The 18728-nt window shown below is 60.6% G+C and carries 17 protein-coding genes; 10 read left to right on the forward strand and 7 right to left on the reverse strand.

Annotated elements, in window-relative coordinates; translation table 11 throughout:
- Window positions 1–71: 71 nt before the first annotated feature.
- From aguA to B7O88_RS12045, 6 genes are all read right to left on the reverse strand, one after another.
- A complete protein-coding gene (aguA, locus tag B7O88_RS12020) occupies window positions 72–1172 on the reverse strand; it encodes an agmatine deiminase (protein ID WP_088276217.1) in 1101 nt (366 codons plus the stop codon).
- A gap of 4 nt (window positions 1173–1176) precedes the next feature.
- Complete coding sequence (aguB, locus tag B7O88_RS12025) at window positions 1177–2055, reverse strand: N-carbamoylputrescine amidase (protein ID WP_088276218.1); 879 nt, start codon at window positions 2053–2055, stop codon at window positions 1177–1179.
- 163 nt (window positions 2056–2218) lie between these two features.
- Entirely contained in the window at window positions 2219–2998 is a 780-nt protein-coding gene (locus B7O88_RS12030) for a M90 family metallopeptidase (protein WP_200818456.1), read from the reverse strand.
- Window positions 2999–3625, reverse strand: a complete 627-nt coding sequence (locus tag B7O88_RS12035) for a TetR/AcrR family transcriptional regulator (protein WP_088276219.1) — start codon at window positions 3623–3625, stop codon at window positions 2999–3001.
- A gap of 12 nt (window positions 3626–3637) precedes the next feature.
- Window positions 3638–4897 (reverse strand): NAD(P)/FAD-dependent oxidoreductase, encoded by a 1260-nt coding sequence (locus tag B7O88_RS12040; RefSeq protein ID WP_088276220.1) that lies wholly within the window; start codon window positions 4895–4897, stop codon window positions 3638–3640.
- A gap of 65 nt (window positions 4898–4962) precedes the next feature.
- Complete coding sequence (locus tag B7O88_RS12045) at window positions 4963–6384, reverse strand: glutamine synthetase family protein (RefSeq protein WP_088276221.1); 1422 nt, start codon at window positions 6382–6384, stop codon at window positions 4963–4965.
- A gap of 277 nt (window positions 6385–6661) precedes the next feature.
- On the opposite strand from B7O88_RS12045, the gene B7O88_RS12050 reads away from it, so the two are divergent.
- The 10 genes from B7O88_RS12050 to B7O88_RS12095 all read left to right on the forward strand — a co-directional run bounded on the left by B7O88_RS12050 (window position 6662) and on the right by B7O88_RS12095 (window position 17672).
- Window positions 6662–7423, forward strand: a complete 762-nt coding sequence (locus B7O88_RS12050) for a gamma-glutamyl-gamma-aminobutyrate hydrolase family protein (RefSeq protein ID WP_088276222.1) — start codon at window positions 6662–6664, stop codon at window positions 7421–7423.
- 7 nt (window positions 7424–7430) lie between these two features.
- Window positions 7431–8777 (forward strand): glutamine synthetase family protein, encoded by a 1347-nt coding sequence (locus B7O88_RS12055; protein WP_088276224.1) that lies wholly within the window; start codon window positions 7431–7433, stop codon window positions 8775–8777.
- Between the two features lie 62 nt (window positions 8778–8839).
- A complete protein-coding gene (locus tag B7O88_RS12060; protein WP_088276225.1) occupies window positions 8840–10204 on the forward strand; it encodes an aspartate aminotransferase family protein in 1365 nt (454 codons plus the stop codon).
- Window positions 10205–10320: 116 nt separating this feature from the next.
- Window positions 10321–11415 carry an extracellular solute-binding protein gene (locus tag B7O88_RS12065; RefSeq protein WP_088276313.1) on the forward strand — a complete coding sequence of 365 codons (1095 nt, stop codon included), beginning with the start codon at window positions 10321–10323 and terminating at the stop codon, window positions 11413–11415.
- Window positions 11416–11532: 117 nt separating this feature from the next.
- Window positions 11533–12624, forward strand: a complete 1092-nt coding sequence (locus tag B7O88_RS12070; RefSeq protein WP_200818459.1) for a polyamine ABC transporter substrate-binding protein — start codon at window positions 11533–11535, stop codon at window positions 12622–12624.
- 135 nt (window positions 12625–12759) lie between these two features.
- Entirely contained in the window at window positions 12760–13896 is a 1137-nt protein-coding gene (locus B7O88_RS12075; protein WP_088276227.1) for an ABC transporter ATP-binding protein, read from the forward strand.
- A complete protein-coding gene (locus B7O88_RS12080) occupies window positions 13893–14792 on the forward strand; it encodes an ABC transporter permease subunit (RefSeq protein WP_088276228.1) in 900 nt (299 codons plus the stop codon). The genes B7O88_RS12075 and B7O88_RS12080 overlap by 4 nt, the downstream gene beginning before the upstream one ends.
- Window positions 14789–15655 (forward strand): ABC transporter permease subunit, encoded by an 867-nt coding sequence (locus tag B7O88_RS12085; protein WP_088276229.1) that lies wholly within the window; start codon window positions 14789–14791, stop codon window positions 15653–15655. Before B7O88_RS12080 ends, B7O88_RS12085 begins: the two co-directional genes overlap by 4 nt.
- Before the next feature lie 103 nt (window positions 15656–15758).
- Complete coding sequence (locus B7O88_RS12090) at window positions 15759–16364, forward strand: TetR/AcrR family transcriptional regulator (RefSeq protein WP_088276230.1); 606 nt, start codon at window positions 15759–15761, stop codon at window positions 16362–16364.
- Window positions 16365–16547: 183 nt separating this feature from the next.
- Window positions 16548–17672, forward strand: coding sequence for an aminotransferase class V-fold PLP-dependent enzyme (locus B7O88_RS12095; RefSeq protein WP_088276232.1), 1125 nt, complete (start codon window positions 16548–16550; stop codon window positions 17670–17672).
- 257 nt (window positions 17673–17929) lie between these two features.
- Here B7O88_RS12095 and B7O88_RS12100 read toward each other — a convergent pair whose 3' ends face one another.
- Complete coding sequence (locus tag B7O88_RS12100) at window positions 17930–18643, reverse strand: VC0807 family protein (protein WP_088276233.1); 714 nt, start codon at window positions 18641–18643, stop codon at window positions 17930–17932.
- Window positions 18644–18728 lie beyond the last annotated feature (85 nt).

The raw sequence follows: 18728 nt of genomic DNA on the forward strand, positions 1-18728 counted from the left end.
CGCTGATTATGCCCGCTGACCCGATCCGGCTCCAGTACTCGAACCGGGTATGTGAGCCAGGTCCGCTTGGCCTACCCGACCAACGGCTGTTGCTGGGTAATGCAGTGAATATTGCCACCGCCGAGCAGAATTTCCCGCCCCGGCACCATAACCACCCTGCGCTCGGGAAACACCCGCTGCAGCACCTCCAGCGCCTCGGCATCAATCGGATCATCGAAGCTGGGCGCGACAATGCCATCGTTGACGATCAGAAAGTTGACATAGGATCCCGCCAGACGAATGGTCGGGTCACGGGGCTGACTGCCTTCCACCACCAGCACATCCGCGCATTCCTCAGCGGTTGCATGAAGCGGCCCGGGAATCGGAATTTTGTGGATGACAAGCTCACGGCCCTGCGCATCGCGCTCGGCGTCCAGCACAGCCGCCGCCGCCTGACAACGCGGATAATTTGGATCCTCGGGATCATCTGTCCAGGCCAGCAACACTTCACCCGGGCGAACGAAACAGCAGAAGTTGTCGACGTGCCCATCAGTTTCGTCATTGAACAGGCCCTCGGGCAGCCAGATGACCTTGCTGATACCCAGATACTCGGCCAGCCTGAACTCGATTTCCTCTCGCTGCAGATGGGGATTGCGATTGGGGTTGAGCAGGCACTCCTCGGTCGTGATCAGCGTGCCTTCGCCGTCAACGTGTATCGAGCCGCCCTCAAGCACAAATCCTTCAGTACGATAGCGCGGGCAGCGCTCCATCGACAAAATCTTGCTGGCTACCTGATCGTCCAGCGCCCAGTCGCTGTAGAGGCCACCCAGCTCGCCGCCCCACGCGTTGAAGGCCCAGTCGACGCCGCGCAATCCGCCCTGACCGTTGATGACAAAGGTCGGGCCGGTATCCCGTACCCAGGCATCGTTGCTGCTCAGCTCAACCACTCGGATACCCGGATGATCCAGCTGGGCACAGGCGCTGGCATACTGCGCCGCCGAGACGCCCACAGTGACCGGCTCAAAGCCGGCTATCGCCTGCGCCACAGCGGCAAAGGCGGTCTGCGCCGGCACCGCCTGCTGGCGCCAGTTGTCCGGCCGTTCGGGCCAGATCATCCAGGTCTGGCTGTGCGGTGCCCACTCGGCGGGCATGAAGTAGCCATCGTGGCGCGGCGTGGTATGCAGGTTGAACATCGACTCAGGACTCCAGCTCGCCATCCAGGGTTTTGACCGGGCCGTACAGGTTTGGCCGGCGGTCGCGGAATACACCCCAAGCGCTGCGGATGTGCTCCAGTTCGTCCAGATCAAAGGTCTGCACCAGCACGCCGGTGTCCGTTTCATTCAGTTCCTGCACCTTTTCGCCAAACTGATTGGCGATAAAGGACGAGCCGTAGAAGGTAATGTCGTAGCCATCCTGCTCTTCGCGACCAATGCGGTTACTGGCAATCAGCGGCATCAGGTTGGCACCGGCATGCCCCTGCTGCACGCGCTGCCAGTGATCACGGGAGCTAATGCTGCTGTCGTGCGGCTCGCTGCCGATCGCCGTCGGGTAGAACAGCAGCTCAGCCCCCATCAGCGCCATGCTGCGCGCGCACTCGGGGAACCACTGATCCCAGCAGATACCAACGCCAATCTTGGCGTAGCGGGTTTGCCAGACCTTGAATCCGGTATCGCCCGGATTGAAGTAGTACTTCTCATGATAGCCGGGGCCATCGGGAATATGGCTCTTGCGGTAGATACCCAGGTTGCTGCCGTCGGCGTCAATGATGGCCACACTGTTGAAGCGCGCCCGTCCGGCCAGCTCGAAGAAACTGATCGGCAGCACGACCTCAAGCTCCCTGGCCAGCGCCTGAAAGTGCCTGATCGCCGGGTTGTCTTCGACCCGAGTCGCGAGCTGCAGGTAGTCCGGATTGGGCTTTTGACAGAAGTACGGGGTTTCGAACAGCTCCTGAATCAGGATGATCTGCGCGCCCTTGGCTGCCGCCTCACGCACCAGCCTTTCTGCCTGTGCGAGGTTGGCCTGACGGTCCCAGGAACAGCCCATCTGGGTTGCGGCTACGGTAACGGTACGGGTCATGACGCTCTCCTGAAGGTAGAATTCGAACAAAGCCGATATTTATCGATTTATACTCAATCAAAAACTGATTGGCAATGCTTTTACCGCCGCCTCATCGATATTTAACGAGAAATCCGGCATAACATCAGCCGTAAGCATAGCGTTGCCTGCGTACCACCACCGCTCAGGCGTGCCAGCGCAGCGGATCCTGCCGATAAAAATCGGCCAAATGCCGATAAACTGCCGGCCAACTGCGGTGCAGCACCTGTGGGCATTCGAAAAAGCTCTCCGACAACACGGCAAAGAACTCGGCCGGCGCCTCCAGCGCGTAGGCATCCAGGGGCAGGTGCTCACCGCGCTCGGCACGCTGGGCCAGATCATCCCAGGCGGCTTGCATGTCACGCGCCCAATCGGCCTGACTCATGCCGCGGTGCAGCGGCGGCGAACCATTGGCGGCGGATGAGCGCATATCCAGCGTATGCGCCAGCTCATGAATAACCACGTTGAAGCCGTCCGCTTGCCCAGAATGGCGAACATCCTCCAGCGACAGCACCACCGGGCCATGCAACCAGGCCTCGCCGCTCAGCTCGCGCACCGCTTCGTGCACCACGCCGGCCTCGTCACGCCATTGCTGCCGGGTGCGGAACGGACCGTCGTAGAGCACCAGCGTCTGCCAGCCGTCGTACCAGTGCAAACCAATCTCCAGCACCGGCAGAACAGCCATTCCGGCGACCCGCAAACGCAGAACATCGTCCAGCTCAACACCCTCCAGCGGATGCAGATGCTTGCGCAGCAAAAAACGCAGCGCGGTGTCATGCAGACGCTCACGCTGGGCCGCGTTCAGGTACCGGTAACAGGGCCAGTCACCCAGCGCCTGCTGCCACAGATCCGGATCAAGCTCACCCTGCACGCGCTGCAAGCGACGCTGTTCGCTGCGCTCACGCCACCAGCGCACCAGCCCCACTCAGCGCCCCTCGACCCGCGCCAGTACCGGCGGCAGATAGACGCCCAGGTAGGCGGTCATCAGCCGTGTTGCTTCACGGCAAATGGGGTCGCTCACCTCGCCAGACTGCTGATAACCGACGGCGAGCAGCTTGTCTGCCGCCTGCATGGCCAGCGCGAAGATATCCACATCATTCGGCAACGGCGGCAGCACGAAGACCTCGGCCAAGCACTGCTGAAACCGCCGCCCAAGCAGTTGATCGTGCTGCTGGTCGGCTTGGCGAATGGCGGCCAGATCATGCCCGCCCAACAGCAGCTCACGGGCGGCCGGATTGCCGCGGTAATAGTCCTGAAAACGCTGTTCGATGTCGGCGACCAGCGCCATCCAGCTGGACGGGTGGGAGACTGGAGGTGTCTGGAGAATCCCGTCCAGCTCAAGGAACAGGCGCTCGGCCAGCGCCGCCAGCACGTCGCTGACCTGAGGAAAAAAGTGATACACCGAAGACGGGGGAATGGCGGCCTGCTCGGCGATGGCGTAGATCGACAGCGCGCTCAGCCCGCCCTGGTCAAGCAACGCAGTGGTCGCCTCGAGGATACGGTCGATCCGCTCCTGACTGCTGGCGCGGCGTTTCGGGGCGGATCTGCTCATAGGGGTTCCGTATCAACGACTGTCCTGCAGACGATACCACAGCAGCGCCAGCGCCCGGATAGCGGTCTGCAGCGGCGCACCCGGCGGAACCGGCAGGTGACGCCAGCGCGCCATCAGGTCAAAGTTGCGGGCATCGCCCAGCACCGTCTCGGCCATCAGCTTGCCCGCCAATCCGGCCAGCGCCACACCCTGCCCGGAATAGCCCTGGGTAAACAACACCCGCTGCCCCAGCCGACCAAACACCGGCGCCTTGCTCATAGTCATCGCGACCTGACCACCCCAGAGGTATTCGAAATCCTCACCCGCCAGTTGCCCAAACACCTGCGCCATGCGCTCACGCATGGTCTGGCGCAATGCATCGGGACGGGCATCGCGGGCACTGGCGCGCCCACCGAACAGCAGACGATTATCCGGCGTCAGCCGGTAGTAATCGATCAGGGTGTTCATGTCGCAGACCGCTGCACGGGAGGGAATCAACTGTTCGGCCAGATCGCCGAGCGGCCGAGTCGCCCCGATATAGCTGCCGATCGGCATAAAGCCCTTGCGGTACCAGGGCAGCAGCTTGCCGAGGTAGGCGTTACCCGCCAGCAGCAGATGACCGGCGCGTACCTGACCGCCAGCCGTACAAACCTGAACCTGCCCGCGCTGCTCGCGATAGCTGCGGACCGCGGAGCGCTCGAAAATGCGCACACCGGCCTGCTCGGCAGCACGAGCCAGCCCCTGTACATACTTGAGCGGGTGCAGATCGCCACCACCCAAATCCATCACGCCGGCCTGATAATCCGCGTTCAGCAAGCCCTGCAGCGCCGCCCGATCATGAAACTCCAGCCGGTCGTAGCCAAGCTCACCCAGCTCCTGCTGCCAGGCCCGCAACTCGGGAACCTGCCGCGCCTTGTTGGCAACCAGCAAAATCCCCCACTTCAGATCACAGTCGATGCCGTAGCGCTCGACCCGGTCGCGCAGCAGGTCTACACCATCGAGCCCGAGCTGCCAGACGCGGCGAGCGTCCTGCTCGCCCAGCTCACGAACCACCCTGGCATGATCGCAGGCCACCCCGGGATTGATCTGCCCGCCATTGCGACCGGAGCAGCCCCAGCCGACATCCTCTGCCTCGAGCACAATCACGCTGCGCCCGGCCTCGGCCAGCTCCAGCGCCGCAGACAGGCCGGTAAAACCGGCGCCGACAATACAGACATCCGCATCCAGCACACCCTGCAGCTGTGCGCGGGGCGGAACAGCAGGCACGCTGGCCCGATACCAGGAATCATTCATCACAAAGGCTCTCGCATAACGAACAATCCCGCCGGAGGGCGGGATTGTGATTGGCCACGACGTGGTCAGACGGTGTGCAGGTACCACATGTACTCAAGGTCGGAAATGGTCTTCTCGAACTCCTCCATCTCACTTTCCTTGCAGAGTACAAATACGTCGAGATATTCCTCGCCGATGTACTCCTTCATTACCTCGGAGGCTTCCAGCTCACGCAACGCATCACGCAGGTTGGTCGGCAGCGACGGCTCATGCTGATCGTAAGCGTTGCCCTCGGTCATCTCCGGCGGCTCGACCTGATTGCTGATGCCGTAGTGAATGGCCGACAGCAATGCTGCCATCAGCAAGTACGGGTTGGCATCGGCGCCGGCCAGGCGGTGCTCGATACGCATTGCCTCCGGGTCGCCACCGGGCACACGGACTGCCACGGTGCGGTTATCAATACCCCAGGTCGGCGCACAGGGCACGAAGAAACTCGGGCTGAAACGACGATAGGAGTTGATATTCGGACACAGGAAGGCCATGTACTGCGGCAGGGTTTCCAGCAGGCCACCGACAGCCCAGCGCAGGCGATCGCTCAAACTGCCGTCGGCATTGGGCGCAAAGACATTGCGGCCGTTCTCGTCCATCAGGCTGATATGAACATGCATACCGTTACCGGCCTGATCGTGATAAGGCTTGGCCATGAAAGTGGTATCCATTTCATGGTCGTAGGCCACGTTCTTGATCACCCGCTTGAGCAGCACGTTGAAGTCACAGGCCTTAACCGGATCATCAACATGGTGCAGGTTGACCTCGAACTGCCCAGGTGCCGACTCGGCCACGATGGCGTCAGCGGGGATGCCCTGCTCGTGGGCAGCTTCGATGACGTCCTCAAGGAACTCGGCGTATTCGTCCAGATCATCCATGGAATAGACCTGCACCGAATTGGGACGCTTGCCGGACATCGGAGAGCGCGGCGGCTGCGGGCGGCCGGTAATGTTCTCCTGGTCAATCAGGTAGAACTCCAGCTCGAAGGCAGACACCGGGGTCAGCTTGAGATCCTTGAAGCGTTCTACGATACGTTGCAGAACATAGCGGGGGTCGGCGAAGAAGGGGGTCTTGCGGTCCAGCTCGTACATGGTCATCAGCAGTTGTCCGGTTGGACGCTTCTGCCATGGTTCAACCGTCAGGGTTCCGGGAATCGGCAGGCAAATGCGGTCCGCATCGCCGATTTCCAGACCGAGACCGGTCTCTTCTACGGTCGTACCCTGAATGTTTAGCGCAAAGACCGATGCCGGCAATGCGATGCCCTTCTCGAAGGCTTTGGCCAACGCAGAACGATCAATGCGCTTGCCGCGCACGATACCGTTCATATCGGCAATAAGAAGGTCAATAAAATGAGTTTCCGGATGCGCGGCCAGAAAGGCCTCCGCTTCCTGGATGCCTACCGGCTCACTGGGCGTGGCGGGGACGGCGGTTACAGCATCCGCTCCGGCTTGGGGCTGCATGGGATTTCACCTGTTATTTGTAAAATATATCAATCACAGAACTTACACGATGTGAGTTAATCCGAAAGGCCCTTCGGAGTCAATAGAACTGATACCGCACAAACATGGTGCGCACTGCCCTATAAAAGGCCACAGACGGGCATTAAAGACCAAAATGGCTACCTCGCGTGTTCGTTATTTTTGCTCTTTGTGTTAATTATTTTTTATTGCTATTGTACGAAAAAACGAACAACAATCGGTTCGCATTCACTTTGTCACTGACTTGCTGGAACATCAAATGTCCGTCGTACGCAAACCCGTCATTGGTATCGTCTGCTGCTCGGAACAGCTCGGGCTGCACCCTTTCAACATCGTCGGCGAGAAATACATTCTCGGCGTCGTGGACGGTGCCAACGGCCTGCCGCTGCTGATTCCGGCCTTGGGCGAGCGACTGGACAGCGATCAGCTGCTGGACCTGCTGGACGGCATCCTGTTTACCGGCTCACCGTCCAACGTTGAGCCCCATCATTACAGCGGACCGGGCAGTGCCGAAGGCACCAAGCACGACCCCAAGCGCGACGCGACCACCCTGCCATTGATTCGCGCCGCAATTGACCGCGGCGTTCCGGTACTCGGCATCTGCCGAGGCTTTCAGGAAATGAACGTCGCCTTTGGCGGCACTTTGCATCAGCGACTGTACGAAGTCGGCGGTTATATCGAACACCGCGAGGACAAGAATCAGCCGGTCGACATTCAGTATGGCCCAGCTCACGAGGTTCGTCTTGAGCCCGGGGGGTTGCTCTACGAAATTTCAGGCTGCAGCTCGGCTCAGGTCAATTCCCTGCACACTCAGGGAGTCGCTACACTGGGAGCCGGTCTGCAGCCTGAAGCGACAGCACCCGATGGACTGATTGAGGCCTTCTCGGTCAGCCAGGCAACCCAATTCGCTCTCGGCGTACAGTGGCACCCCGAATGGCAGGTAACCCGCAATCCGTTTTACCTGTCGATCTTCCAGGCGTTCGGAAACGCCTGCCGGGCCCGTGCGTCGCGACACTCCTGAGGCGGTTATGAACAAGATTGAAAGCTGGCTTAAAGAAAACAAGATTACTGAGGTGGAATGCATGGTGGGCGACCTGACCGGTATTGCCCGCGGCAAGATCGCTCCGACCATGAAGTTCATCTCGGAGAAAGGCATGCGCCTGCCCGAAAGCATCCTGCTGCAATCGGTTACCGGCGACTATGTAGAAGATGACATCTATTACGACCTGCTCGACCCGGCCGATATCGACATGATCTGCAAGCCGGACGAGACCGCCATGTTCATGGTGCCGTGGGCGCTGGAACCGACCGCGCAGATCATCCATGACTGCTTTGACAAGATGGGCAATCCCATCGAGATGGCGCCACGCAACGTGCTCAAGACCGTGCTCAAGCTGTATGAGAAAAAGGGCTGGAAGCCAATCGTCGCGCCCGAGATGGAATTCTATCTGACCCGCCGCAACGAAGACCCGGACCTGCCGCTGCAGCCGCCGATCGGCCGCTCCGGCCGCCAGGAAACCGGCCGCCAGTCCTTCTCCATCGACGCCGCCAACGAATTCGACCCGCTGTTCGAAGACATGTACGACTGGTGCGAGGCTCAGGGCCTGGATCTGGACACCCTGATCCACGAGGAAGGCACCGCGCAGATGGAAATCAACTTCCGTCACGGTGACCCGCTGCATCTGGCCGATCAGATTCAAGTGTTCAAGCGCACCATGCGCGAGGCCGCTCTCAAGCACGACATGACCGCGACCTTTATGGCCAAGCCGATCACCAATGAGCCGGGCAGCGCCATGCACCTGCACCAGAGCATCGTTGACGCCAAGACCGGCAAGAATATTTTCTCCAATGATGATGGCAGCATGAGCGAACTGTTCCTGCACCACATCGGCGGTCTGCAACGCTACATCCCGGAAGTGCTGCCGCTGTTCGCGCCGAACGTCAACTCGTTCCGCCGCTTCCTGCCTGACACCTCGGCACCGGTGAACGTCGAGTGGGGCGAAGAGAACCGTACCGCCGGCCTGCGCGTGCCGGACTCCAACCCGCAGAACCGTCGGGTCGAAAACCGCCTGCCCGGCGCAGATGCCAACCCCTACATTGCCATTGCGGCCAGTCTGCTGTGCGGCTACCTGGGCATGGAAAACCGCATGTCACCGTCGGCACCGGTCAAGGGCCGCGCGTATGAACGCCGCAACCTGCGCCTGCCGCTGACCATCGAATCGGCACTGGAGCGCATGGAGCAATGCAAGGACATTGAAGCAGTGCTCGGCAGCAAGTTCTGCCGCGGCTATGTGGCGGTCAAGCGCGCCGAACACGAAAACTACAAACGGGTGATCAGCTCCTGGGAGCGCGAGTTCCTGCTGCTGTCCGTCTGATCCCTCAATCCTGTAACGGTCGCTGCCGGAGGGCAGCGACACCACGGAAACCGGAGTACCGTATGAGCAAACTCAATACCGCCGAACTGCAGGCCATGGACGCCGCCCACTATCTGCACCCCTTCACCGACCACAAGGAGCTGGGTGAGCGCGGCACGCGCATCATCGAGCGCGCCGAGGGCGTGTATCTCTGGGACAGCGAAGGCAACAAGGTGCTCGACGGCATGGCCGGTCTGTGGTGCGTGAATATCGGCTACGGCCGCAAGGAGCTGGCGGAGGCCGCCTACCAGCAGATGCTGAAGCTGCCCTACTACAACAGCTTCTTCCAGTGCGCCAACCCACCCGCCATCGAGCTGGCCACGGCTATCGCCGAAGTCGCACCGAAGCATATGAATCATGTGTTCTTCACCGGCTCAGGTTCCGAATCCAACGATACCGTGCTGCGCATGGTGCGCCGCTACTGGGACCTCAAGGGCAAGTCAACCAAGAAAACCATCATCAGCCGTATCAACGGTTATCACGGCTCGACGGTAGCCGGCGCCAGTCTCGGCGGCATGTCGGTAATGCATGAACAGGGTGACCTGCCGATCCCCGGTATCGTGCACATCCCGCAGCCGTACTGGTATGGCGAGGGTGGTGACATGTCGCCGGACGAGTTCGGCATCTGGGCGGCCCAGCAGCTGGAAGCCAAGATTCTCGAACTGGGCATCGATCAGGTCGCAGCCTTCATTGCCGAGCCGATTCAGGGTGCCGGCGGCGTGATCATTCCGCCGGATACCTACTGGCCGGAAATCAAGCGCATTCTGGCCAAGTACGAGATCCTGCTGGTCATCGACGAGGTGATCTGCGGCTTTGGTCGCACCGGTCAGTGGTTTGCCAGCCAGCACTATGACCTGCAGCCCGACCTGATGCCGATCGCCAAGGGCATGACCTCCGGCTATCTGCCAATGGGCGGGGTGATCGTCAGCGACCGCGTTGCCGAAACCATGATCGAGCACGGCGGCGAGTTCTACCACGGCTACACCTACTCCGGTCATCCGGCATCCGCAGCCGTCGGCCTGGAAAACCTGCGCATCATGCGCGACGAGAAAATTGTCGACTACGTTCGTAATGAAGCGGCACCGTATTTGCAGGACAAGATTGCCGGCCTGGCAGCACATCGCCTGGTCGGTGAAGTTCGCGGTGTCGGCCTGCTCGGCGCCATCGAGCTGGTCAAGGACAAGGCAACCCGTGAGCGCTTCCCGGACAAGGGTACCGTTGGCACACTGTGCCGTGATCTGTGCGTCGCCAACGGTCTGGTGATGCGCGCGGTCGGCGACACCATGATCATGTCGCCGCCGCTGATCATCAGCCGCGCCGAAATCGACGAACTGGTCGACAAGGCCTGGAAGGTGCTGGATCTGGTAGCCGAGCGACTGGGAGTCTGATCGCCCCGAGTCCGACCAGCGGCTATGCTGGCCTGTAGGGTGCCTTTTTCGCTCATTGAAATGGCACCCATGCCAACACCGCGTTTCCAAACAATGGATGGAGAGTTGAAACGATGATGAAACATCTGGGCAAGACCCTGCTGGCAACAGCCACCGCTGTATCCATCAGCACCGCCGCCACCGCAGAGGAAGTGGTAAACGTTTACAACTGGTCGGACTACATCGCCGAGGACACGCTCGACAACTTCCAGAAGGAAACCGGCATCCGCCCGGTCTACGACGTGTTCGACAGCAACGAAGTACTGGAAGCCAAGCTGCTCTCCGGCAGCTCCGGATTCGACATCGTCGTCCCCTCCAACCAGTTCCTCGGCAAGCAGATCAAGGCAGGAGCCTTCCTGCCGCTGGACCGCAGCAAGCTGCCGAACTGGGAAAATCTGGATCCGACGCTGCTCAGGGCACTGGAAACCAACGACCCTGGCAACCAGTACGCCTTCCCGTATCTGTGGGGCACCACCGGCATCGGCTACAACGCCGAGAAGGTCAAGGCAGCGCTGGGCGAAGATGCACCGCTGAACTCATGGGATCTGGTATTCAAGCCGGAAAACATGGAGAAGCTGGCGTCCTGCGGCGTGGCGTTCCTCGACGCACCGGCCGAGATTATCCCGTCTGCCCTGTTCTACCTCGGGCTGAACCCGAACAGCACCGACGCTGCGGATTATCCGAAGGCCCAAGAGCTGCTGATGAACGTGCGTCCGCACATCACCTACTTCCACTCCTCCAAGTTCATTACCGACCTGGCCAATGGCGACATCTGCGTTGCGGTTGGCTGGTCCGGGGATATTCTGCAGGCCGCAGCGCGGGCTGAAGAGGCCGAAAACGGGGTTGAAGTCAGCTACGTGATTCCGAAGGAAGGCGCGGCCATGTGGTTCGACATGATGGCCATTCCCAAGGATGCAAAAAATGTCGATAACGCCTACGCGTTTATGGATTATATTCTGCGCCCCGAGGTGATCGCCGGCATATCCAACTATGTTGCCTATGCCAATGGCAACGCGGCCTCCAAGCCGATGATTGATGAAAGCGTGCTAACCGATCCGGGCGTATACCCCAGCGACGAGACCCTGGCCAAACTCTTTACTCTGGCAGAGCTGCCGGCCAACATCGAGCGCACCCGGACCCGTGTCTGGACGCGCGTCAAGTCCGGTCAGTAACACCAAAGAAAGTAACAAGAAACGGTCGACTGCAGGACTCCCCTCCTACATCGACCAGAAACCAGAAGGGCCCGGCGCAAGCCGGTGTCCGAATCAGGAGACACCATGAAGCATCCAATGCAAAAGTCGCTGCTGGCACTGACCACTGCCGCCCTGCTGGGCGGAGCCGGTGTCACGCATGCCGCAGGCCAACTGAACATTTACAACTGGTCGGACTACATCGCCGAGGACACCATTGCCAACTTCGAGAAGGAAACCGGCATCAAGGTGACCTACGACGTCTATGACTCGAACGAAGTGGTCGATGCCAAGCTGCTGACAGGTCGCTCCGGCTTCGACATCGTCGTACCGTCCAACAACTTCCTGACCAAGCAGATCAAGGCCGGTGTCTACCTTGAGCTTGATCACAGCAAGCTGCCCAACATGGTCAACCTCAATCCCGAGCTGATGAAGCAAATGGAAAGCATCGACCCGGGCAGCGCGCACTCCATTCCCTATCTGTGGGGCACCAACGGTATTGGCTACAACGTCGAGAAGGTTAAAGCCGCTCTCGGTGACGACGCACCGCTGGACTCCTGGGCGCTGATCTTTGATCCGCAATACGCCAGCAAGCTGGCCAGCTGTGGCGTGAGCGTGCTGGATTCGGCGGATGAAATGCTGCCCTCAGCGCTGAGCTACCTCGGCCTGGACCCGAACAGCAGCGATGCCGATGACCTGAAGAAGGCCGAAGAACTGATGCTGGCGGTTCGTCCGTACATCACCTACTTCCACTCCTCGCGCTACATTTCCGATCTGGCCAACGGCGACATCTGTGTCGCGGCAGGCTACTCGGGCGATGTTTTCCAGGCCGCTTACCGCGCCGAGGAAGCCGAGAATGGCGTCGAGATCAACTACATCATTCCGAAGGAAGGGACTGCCCTGTGGTTCGACATGATGGCCATCCCGAAGGATGCGCCGAATCCGGAAGAAGCCCACGCCTTCATCAACTACATCCTGCGCCCGGACGTAATCGCACCGATCACCGACTATGTTGCCTACGCCAACCCGAACAAGGCATCCGACGAGCTGGTTGACCCGGAAGTGCGCAATGATCCGGCAATCTACCCGAGCGACGAGGTGATGAGCCGACTCTACGTCAACGTGCCGCGTCCGATGGCCGCACAGCGACTGATGACCCGCACTTGGAGCCGCATCAAGTCAGGTCAGTAAGACACTCAAGGGGCTGCCTTCCGGCAGCCCCTTGTTGAATCAGCAGAACAAACACGCAAGGTGCCGCTGCGGCGGCCCGCCAATATCTTTGTGTGCAGCGGTGCTGCACAGGTGGAAAGAGATCCGGAGACGACTATGGTTGGTGCAGCAGGAGCCATGAAACAGGCAATGGCCAAGGCCGAGCCCAATGACTTTGTGAAGATTGAGCGCATCAGCAAGCGGTTCGATGAAGCGCTGGCGGTAGACGACGTCAGTCTGAGCATCAATCGCGGCGAAATCTTCGCTCTGCTCGGCGGCTCGGGGTCGGGCAAGTCGACCTTGCTGCGCATCCTCGCCGGATTCGAGCGCCCAACAGAGGGCCGCGTACTGCTCGATGGTCAGGACATCACCGATCTGCCGCCCTACGAGCGCCCGATCAACATGATGTTCCAGTCCTACGCGTTGTTCCCGCATATGACGGTCGAACAGAACATCGCCTTCGGCCTCAAGCAGGACAAACTGCCAAAGGCCGAAATCAACGAGCGCGTGAAGGAAATGCTCAAGCTCGTGCACATGACCGAGTACGCGCGGCGCAAGCCGGATCAGCTCTCCGGCGGGCAACGTCAGCGTGTGGCCCTGGCCCGCTCGCTGGCAAAGCGTCCGAAAGTCCTGCTGCTGGACGAACCCATGGGCGCGCTGGACAAGAAGCTGCGCACCCAGATGCAACTGGAGCTGGTCGAGATCATCGAGCGCGTCGGCGTGACCTGCATCATGGTCACCCACGACCAGGAAGAGGCCATGACCATGGCCCAGCGTATCGCCATCATGCACCAGGGCTGGATTGCCCAGGTCGGCACGCCGATGGATATCTATGAAAGCCCGGTCAGCCGTCATGTCGCCGAGTTCATCGGCAGTGTGAACATCTTTGAAGGCGAGATCAGCGCCGACATGGAAGACCACGCGATCATCCAGTGCGACTGCCTCGACAAGCCGATCTACGTCGGCCACGGCATCACCACCCGCGCCCAGGACAAAAGCATCATCTACGCCCTGCGCCCGGAGAAAGTCTGGGTCAGCACCGAGAAGCCCGAGGGCAAGTACAACAGCTCCCACGGCGTAGTCCATGACATCGCCTATCTCGGCGGCCACTCGGTCTACTACATCAAGCTCGACAGCGGCAAGATGGTCCAGGCCTTCTTCGCCAACTCCGAGCGTCGCCTGCCTCGCCCGACCTGGGAGGACGAGGTGTACATCAGCTGGGAAGACGACAGCGGGGTCATTCTGCACTCATGAAAATGCCACGCCTGACACCGCCGGGGCGCTTCTGGGTCATCAGCGTCCCCTATCTCTGGCTGTTCCTGTTCTTCCTGCTGCCCTTCGCCATCGTGCTGAAGATCAGCTTTTCGGAAGCCGCGATCGCCATTCCGCCCTATCAGCCGATTTTCCAGTACGTCGAGCAGAAGCTCAACGTCATGCTCAACCTCGGCAACTACATCTTCCTCAGCCAGGACGGTCTCTACCTGTCTGCCTATCTGGGTTCGCTGAAAATTGCCTTTTTCTCGACCCTGATCTGCCTGCTGGTCGGCTACCCGATGGCCTATGCCATCGCCCGGGCGCCGCGCGAGAAGCAACTGGTCTACCTGCTGCTGGTGATGATGCCGACCTGGACCGCGATCCTGATCCGCGTCTACGCCTGGATGGGTATCCTCAGCAACAACGGCCTGCTCAACAGCACCCTGATGAGTCTGGGTCTGATCAGCGAGCCGATGCAGATCCTCAACACCAACACCGCAGTCTATATCGGCGTGGTCTATGCCTACCTGCCGTTCATGGTGCTGCCGCTGTACGCCAACCTGGTCAAGCACGATCACAGCCTGCTCGAAGCGGCCATGGATCTGGGCGCCGGTCGCATCAAGGCGTTCTGGAGCATTACCGTGCCGCTGTCGAAAACCGGCATCATCGCCGGCTCCATGCTGGTGTTCATTCCGGTGGTCGGCGAGTTCGTCATCCCCGAACTGCTGGGCGGCCCGGAAACCCTGATGATCGGCAAGGTGCTCTGGCAGGAATTCTTCAACAACCGTGACTGGCCGGTTGCCTCGGCGCTCGCCATTGTCATGCTGGTTATCCTGATCGTCCCGCTGGTGCTGTTCCACTACAACCAGGCCAAGGAAATGGAGAAAAAAGCATGAGCAAGCGCCCCAACTTCTCCACCGTCATGCTCTGGCTGGGCCTGGTGTTCATCTACCTGCCGATGATCATTCTGGTGATCTACTCGTTCAACGCCTCCCGGCTGGTTACCGTCTGGGGCGGCTGGTCGGTGCACTGGTATGTCGGTCTGCTGGACAACACCCAGCTGATGAATGCGGTCAAACGCAGCCTGCAGATTGCCTTCTTCACCGCCACAGCGGCGGTGGCGCTCGGCACCCTGGCGGCCTTCGTCATGACCCGCATCAAGCGCTTCAAGGGCCGCACCCTGTTTTCAGGGCTGGTCACTGCACCGCTGGTCATGCCCGAGGTGATTACCGGTCTATCGCTGCTGCTGCTGTTCGTCGCCATGGCGCAGATGATCGGCTGGCCGGCAGAGCGCGGCATGGTGACCATCTGGATCGCCCACGTGACCTTCTGTACCGCCTACGTGGCGGTGGTAGTCAGCGGTCGCCTGAGCGAGCTTGACCAGTCGATCGAGGAGGCCGCGATGGACCTCGGCGCGCGCCCGTGGAAGACCTTCCTGCTGATCACCGTGCCGATGATCGCGCCATCGATCGCCGCTGGCTGGCTGCTGTCCTTTACCCTGTCGCTTGATGACCTGGTATTGGCCAGTTTCGTATCCGGCCCGGGCTCCACCACCCTGCCGATGGAAGTGTTCTCCGCCGTGCGTCTGGGCGTGAAGCCGGAAATCAATGCGGTCGCCAGTCTGATCCTGCTCGCCGTGTCGATCTTCACGTTGATCGGCTGGCTGATTGCGCGCAGCGCCGACAAGCGCCGTTCGCAGCCGCCGGAGGACGAGGACGTCATCACCTGGCAAGCGGTTATCGACAGCCGTCGTAACTGATCAAATCGCGGCAAGCACGGGGCAGTCAGACTGCCCCGTTTGCCGTTAACAGGTCCCCCTCCCCACTCTGCACAAACCCGGCGCTGGTCGCTAGAATGCCAACATGAAGACACCGACTGAAACCGGGAAAGCAGCCCGACCGCGCATCAGGGACAAACGCCAGGCCATTCTGGACGCGGCCCTGAAGGTATTTGCCGCCGGTGGCGTAAACGGTGTGCCAATACCTGCCCTGGCCGAACAGGCACAGGTGGGTACCGGCACCATCTATCGCTATTTCAGCAGCAAGGAGGCACTGGTCAACGAACTGTTTCGCAGCCAGCGACAGTTCAAACGCGACCTGCTGTTCGACGGTCTCGATCGCAGCCTGCCAGCCCGGGCGCAATTCGACATTGTCTGGCAGCGCATGATCGACTACAGCCGTCAGCATCCAGACACCTATCGTTTTCTCGAGATGCAGGATCACCGGCCCTATCTGGACGAACAGAGCCGGCAACTCGAACAGCAGTTCTTTACCCCGCTGGTCAGACAATATCGGCAGTATCAGGAGCAAGGCATCTACCGTCGCGACCTGCGGGCCGAAGTACTCATGGCCATGGTCTGGGGCAGCTTTGCCAATCTGGTCAAGTGCGAACGCGAAGGCCTGCTGGTCTTGCAGCCGGAAGACCTGAAGGCTGCCTGCGAAACCTGCTGGTCAATGCTGACCGGCTGAGCCCCTGCCAATCCGGTCTGGGCGCACAACCTGGGCGAAACGGATACGCGCCCGGGCCACTGTTCCCGGAGTTAACAAAACGCCGCTTTTCCGAACTGCGTCCGGCCCGGAATCGGGGTAGGATTGTCAGCACATCAACGCAGGCAACGCCGGCGTTTCCTGTCAACCGTCTGGAGAAACCCCGTGTCCAAACTGGTTCCCGCCATCGATCCCGAAGGCTTGCTGGAATACTCGGTCGTCTTTACCGATCGCTCGCTCAATCACATGTCGCAAACCTTCCAGCAGGTCATGCGTGACATTTCCACTACGCTCAAGAGCGTGTACAACGCCCACGCAGTGGCAGTGGTTCCCGGTGGTGGCACCTATGGTATGGAAGCCGTTGCGCGCCAGTTTGCCCAGGACAAGACGTGTCTGGTCATTCGTAACGGCTGGTTCAGCTATCGCTGGAGTCAGATTTTCGAGATGGCGCGCATCCCGGCCAGCGAGACCGTACTCAAGGCGGTCAAATCCGATACCGGCAACCAGCCAGCGTTTTCCCCGGCGCCGATTGATCAGGTTGTCGCCGAGATTCGCGCCAGCAAGCCGGATGTGGTGTTCGCCCCGCACGTCGAAACCGCCGCGGGTATCATTCTGCCCGATGACTACCTGCGCGCGGTTGCCGATGCCGTACACGACGTCGGCGGCCTGTTCGTCCTCGATTGCATCGCCTCCGGCACCGTCTGGGTCGACATGCAGGCCTGCGGGATCGACGTGCTGATCAGCGCGCCGCAAAAGGGCTGGAGCGCCTCCCCGTGCAGCGCACTGATCATGTTCAGCGAACGCGCCGAGCAGGTTCTGGAACAGACCACCAGTACCAGCTTTGCCGCCGATCTGAAGAAGTGGCGGCAGATCATGCAGGCTTACGAGAACGGCGGCCACGCCTACCACGCCACCCTGCCGACCGATGCCCTCAAGGCCTTTCGCGACACCATGCTCGAAACCCGCGACTACGGCTTCGACAAGGTCAAGCAGGAACAACTGGCGCTAGGCACCGCCGTGCGCGAGCTGATGCAGGAGCTGGGCTACAAGAGTGTTGCGGCTGACGGCTTCGGCGCCCCCGGGGTCGTCGTCAGCTACACCGACAACGATGGTATCCAGAGCGGTAAGGCCTTCGCCCCGCTCGGCCTGCAGACCGCAGCCGGCGTCCCGCTGATGTGCGACGAACCGGAAGGCTTCAAGACCTTCCGCCTCGGCCTGTTCGGCCTGGACAAGCTGCACAACCCCGAACGCACGGTTGCCACGCTGCGGGAGGCCTTTGCTGCGCTGTAGGCGCGGTAAAAGCAGCGACAAGCCTCAAGCTGCAAGCTACAAGCAAACCCGGTCTCGATGCCGGGTTTTGTTTTTGCGCTGGAAAATGGCGGCTGCGCTGCATGCGGCCCTGCTGTTACACCCGTCCACTATCTGCCCCCATGCAACCGTAAAAAAACCCGCACGGCTGAACACCGCGCGGGTTTGCTTGTAGCTTGCAGCTTGTGGCTTGCCGCTTGCAGCTTGTGGCTTGCCGCTGGCTAGCCCACCTAGCTCCGCTAGCCCTTTTGCTGCGCCATGATCTCTTCCATACTCAGACCGGTCAGGCCATGGATGGTGCGCCAGAGGTAAAACAGAATGGCCATCATCATGATCATCGACGGGATGGCGATCATCGGATAGCTGACCAGCGTCATCTGCCCCAGCTCTTCATTGAAGGCTTCGGTACCAGCCGGGCTGACGACGATCCATTTGGCGACGATGTAGTTCATCGCCGAAGAAAAAAAGAAGGTGCCGGCCAGAAAATAGGTCGCACGCAACAGGCGCAGATTGAAGATGTCGGCCAGACCGCGTTCCTGCAGGCGCTCCTGCACCAGCGCGACGTTGATCACCTTCTCGTTGTACAGCAGGGTACGAATCAACGGGTAACGCGTGCGGGTAGAAATCAGCACGGCCAGGCCGATGACACCCGGTACCGCGGCTTCCTTGATCGCCAGCCAGCGGGTATCAAGCTGCAGCACGCCGATGCCACCGGTCAGCAGCACGCTGATCACGCCCAGCAAGGCAATGAAGTTGAACTTGCGATACTGCACCAGTTCGAACAACCCCCAGCCCACCGGAAAAGCCAGCGCCAGCAGCAGCGCATTGGTAGCGCCGAGGTTGTCGTCGCCACTGAGCTTCATGAGAATGATCGAGGGCAGGAGGATGCTGACCAGCAGGTCGATCAGCGGGCGCGGCTTGTGCTGCGCAGGGGCGGTTTTCGCGTCAGACATGGCGGAACAGAAAGTCTCTGGCGGAATGAAGATGGGCCATCATACACCGGCTGGGCGGCTCGCATAACACCACGAGCCAGCCAGC

Origin of the sequence: Halopseudomonas aestusnigri, from assembly GCF_002197985.1 — a bacterium.
Classification (GTDB): Bacteria; Pseudomonadota; Gammaproteobacteria; order Pseudomonadales; family Pseudomonadaceae; genus Halopseudomonas; species Halopseudomonas aestusnigri.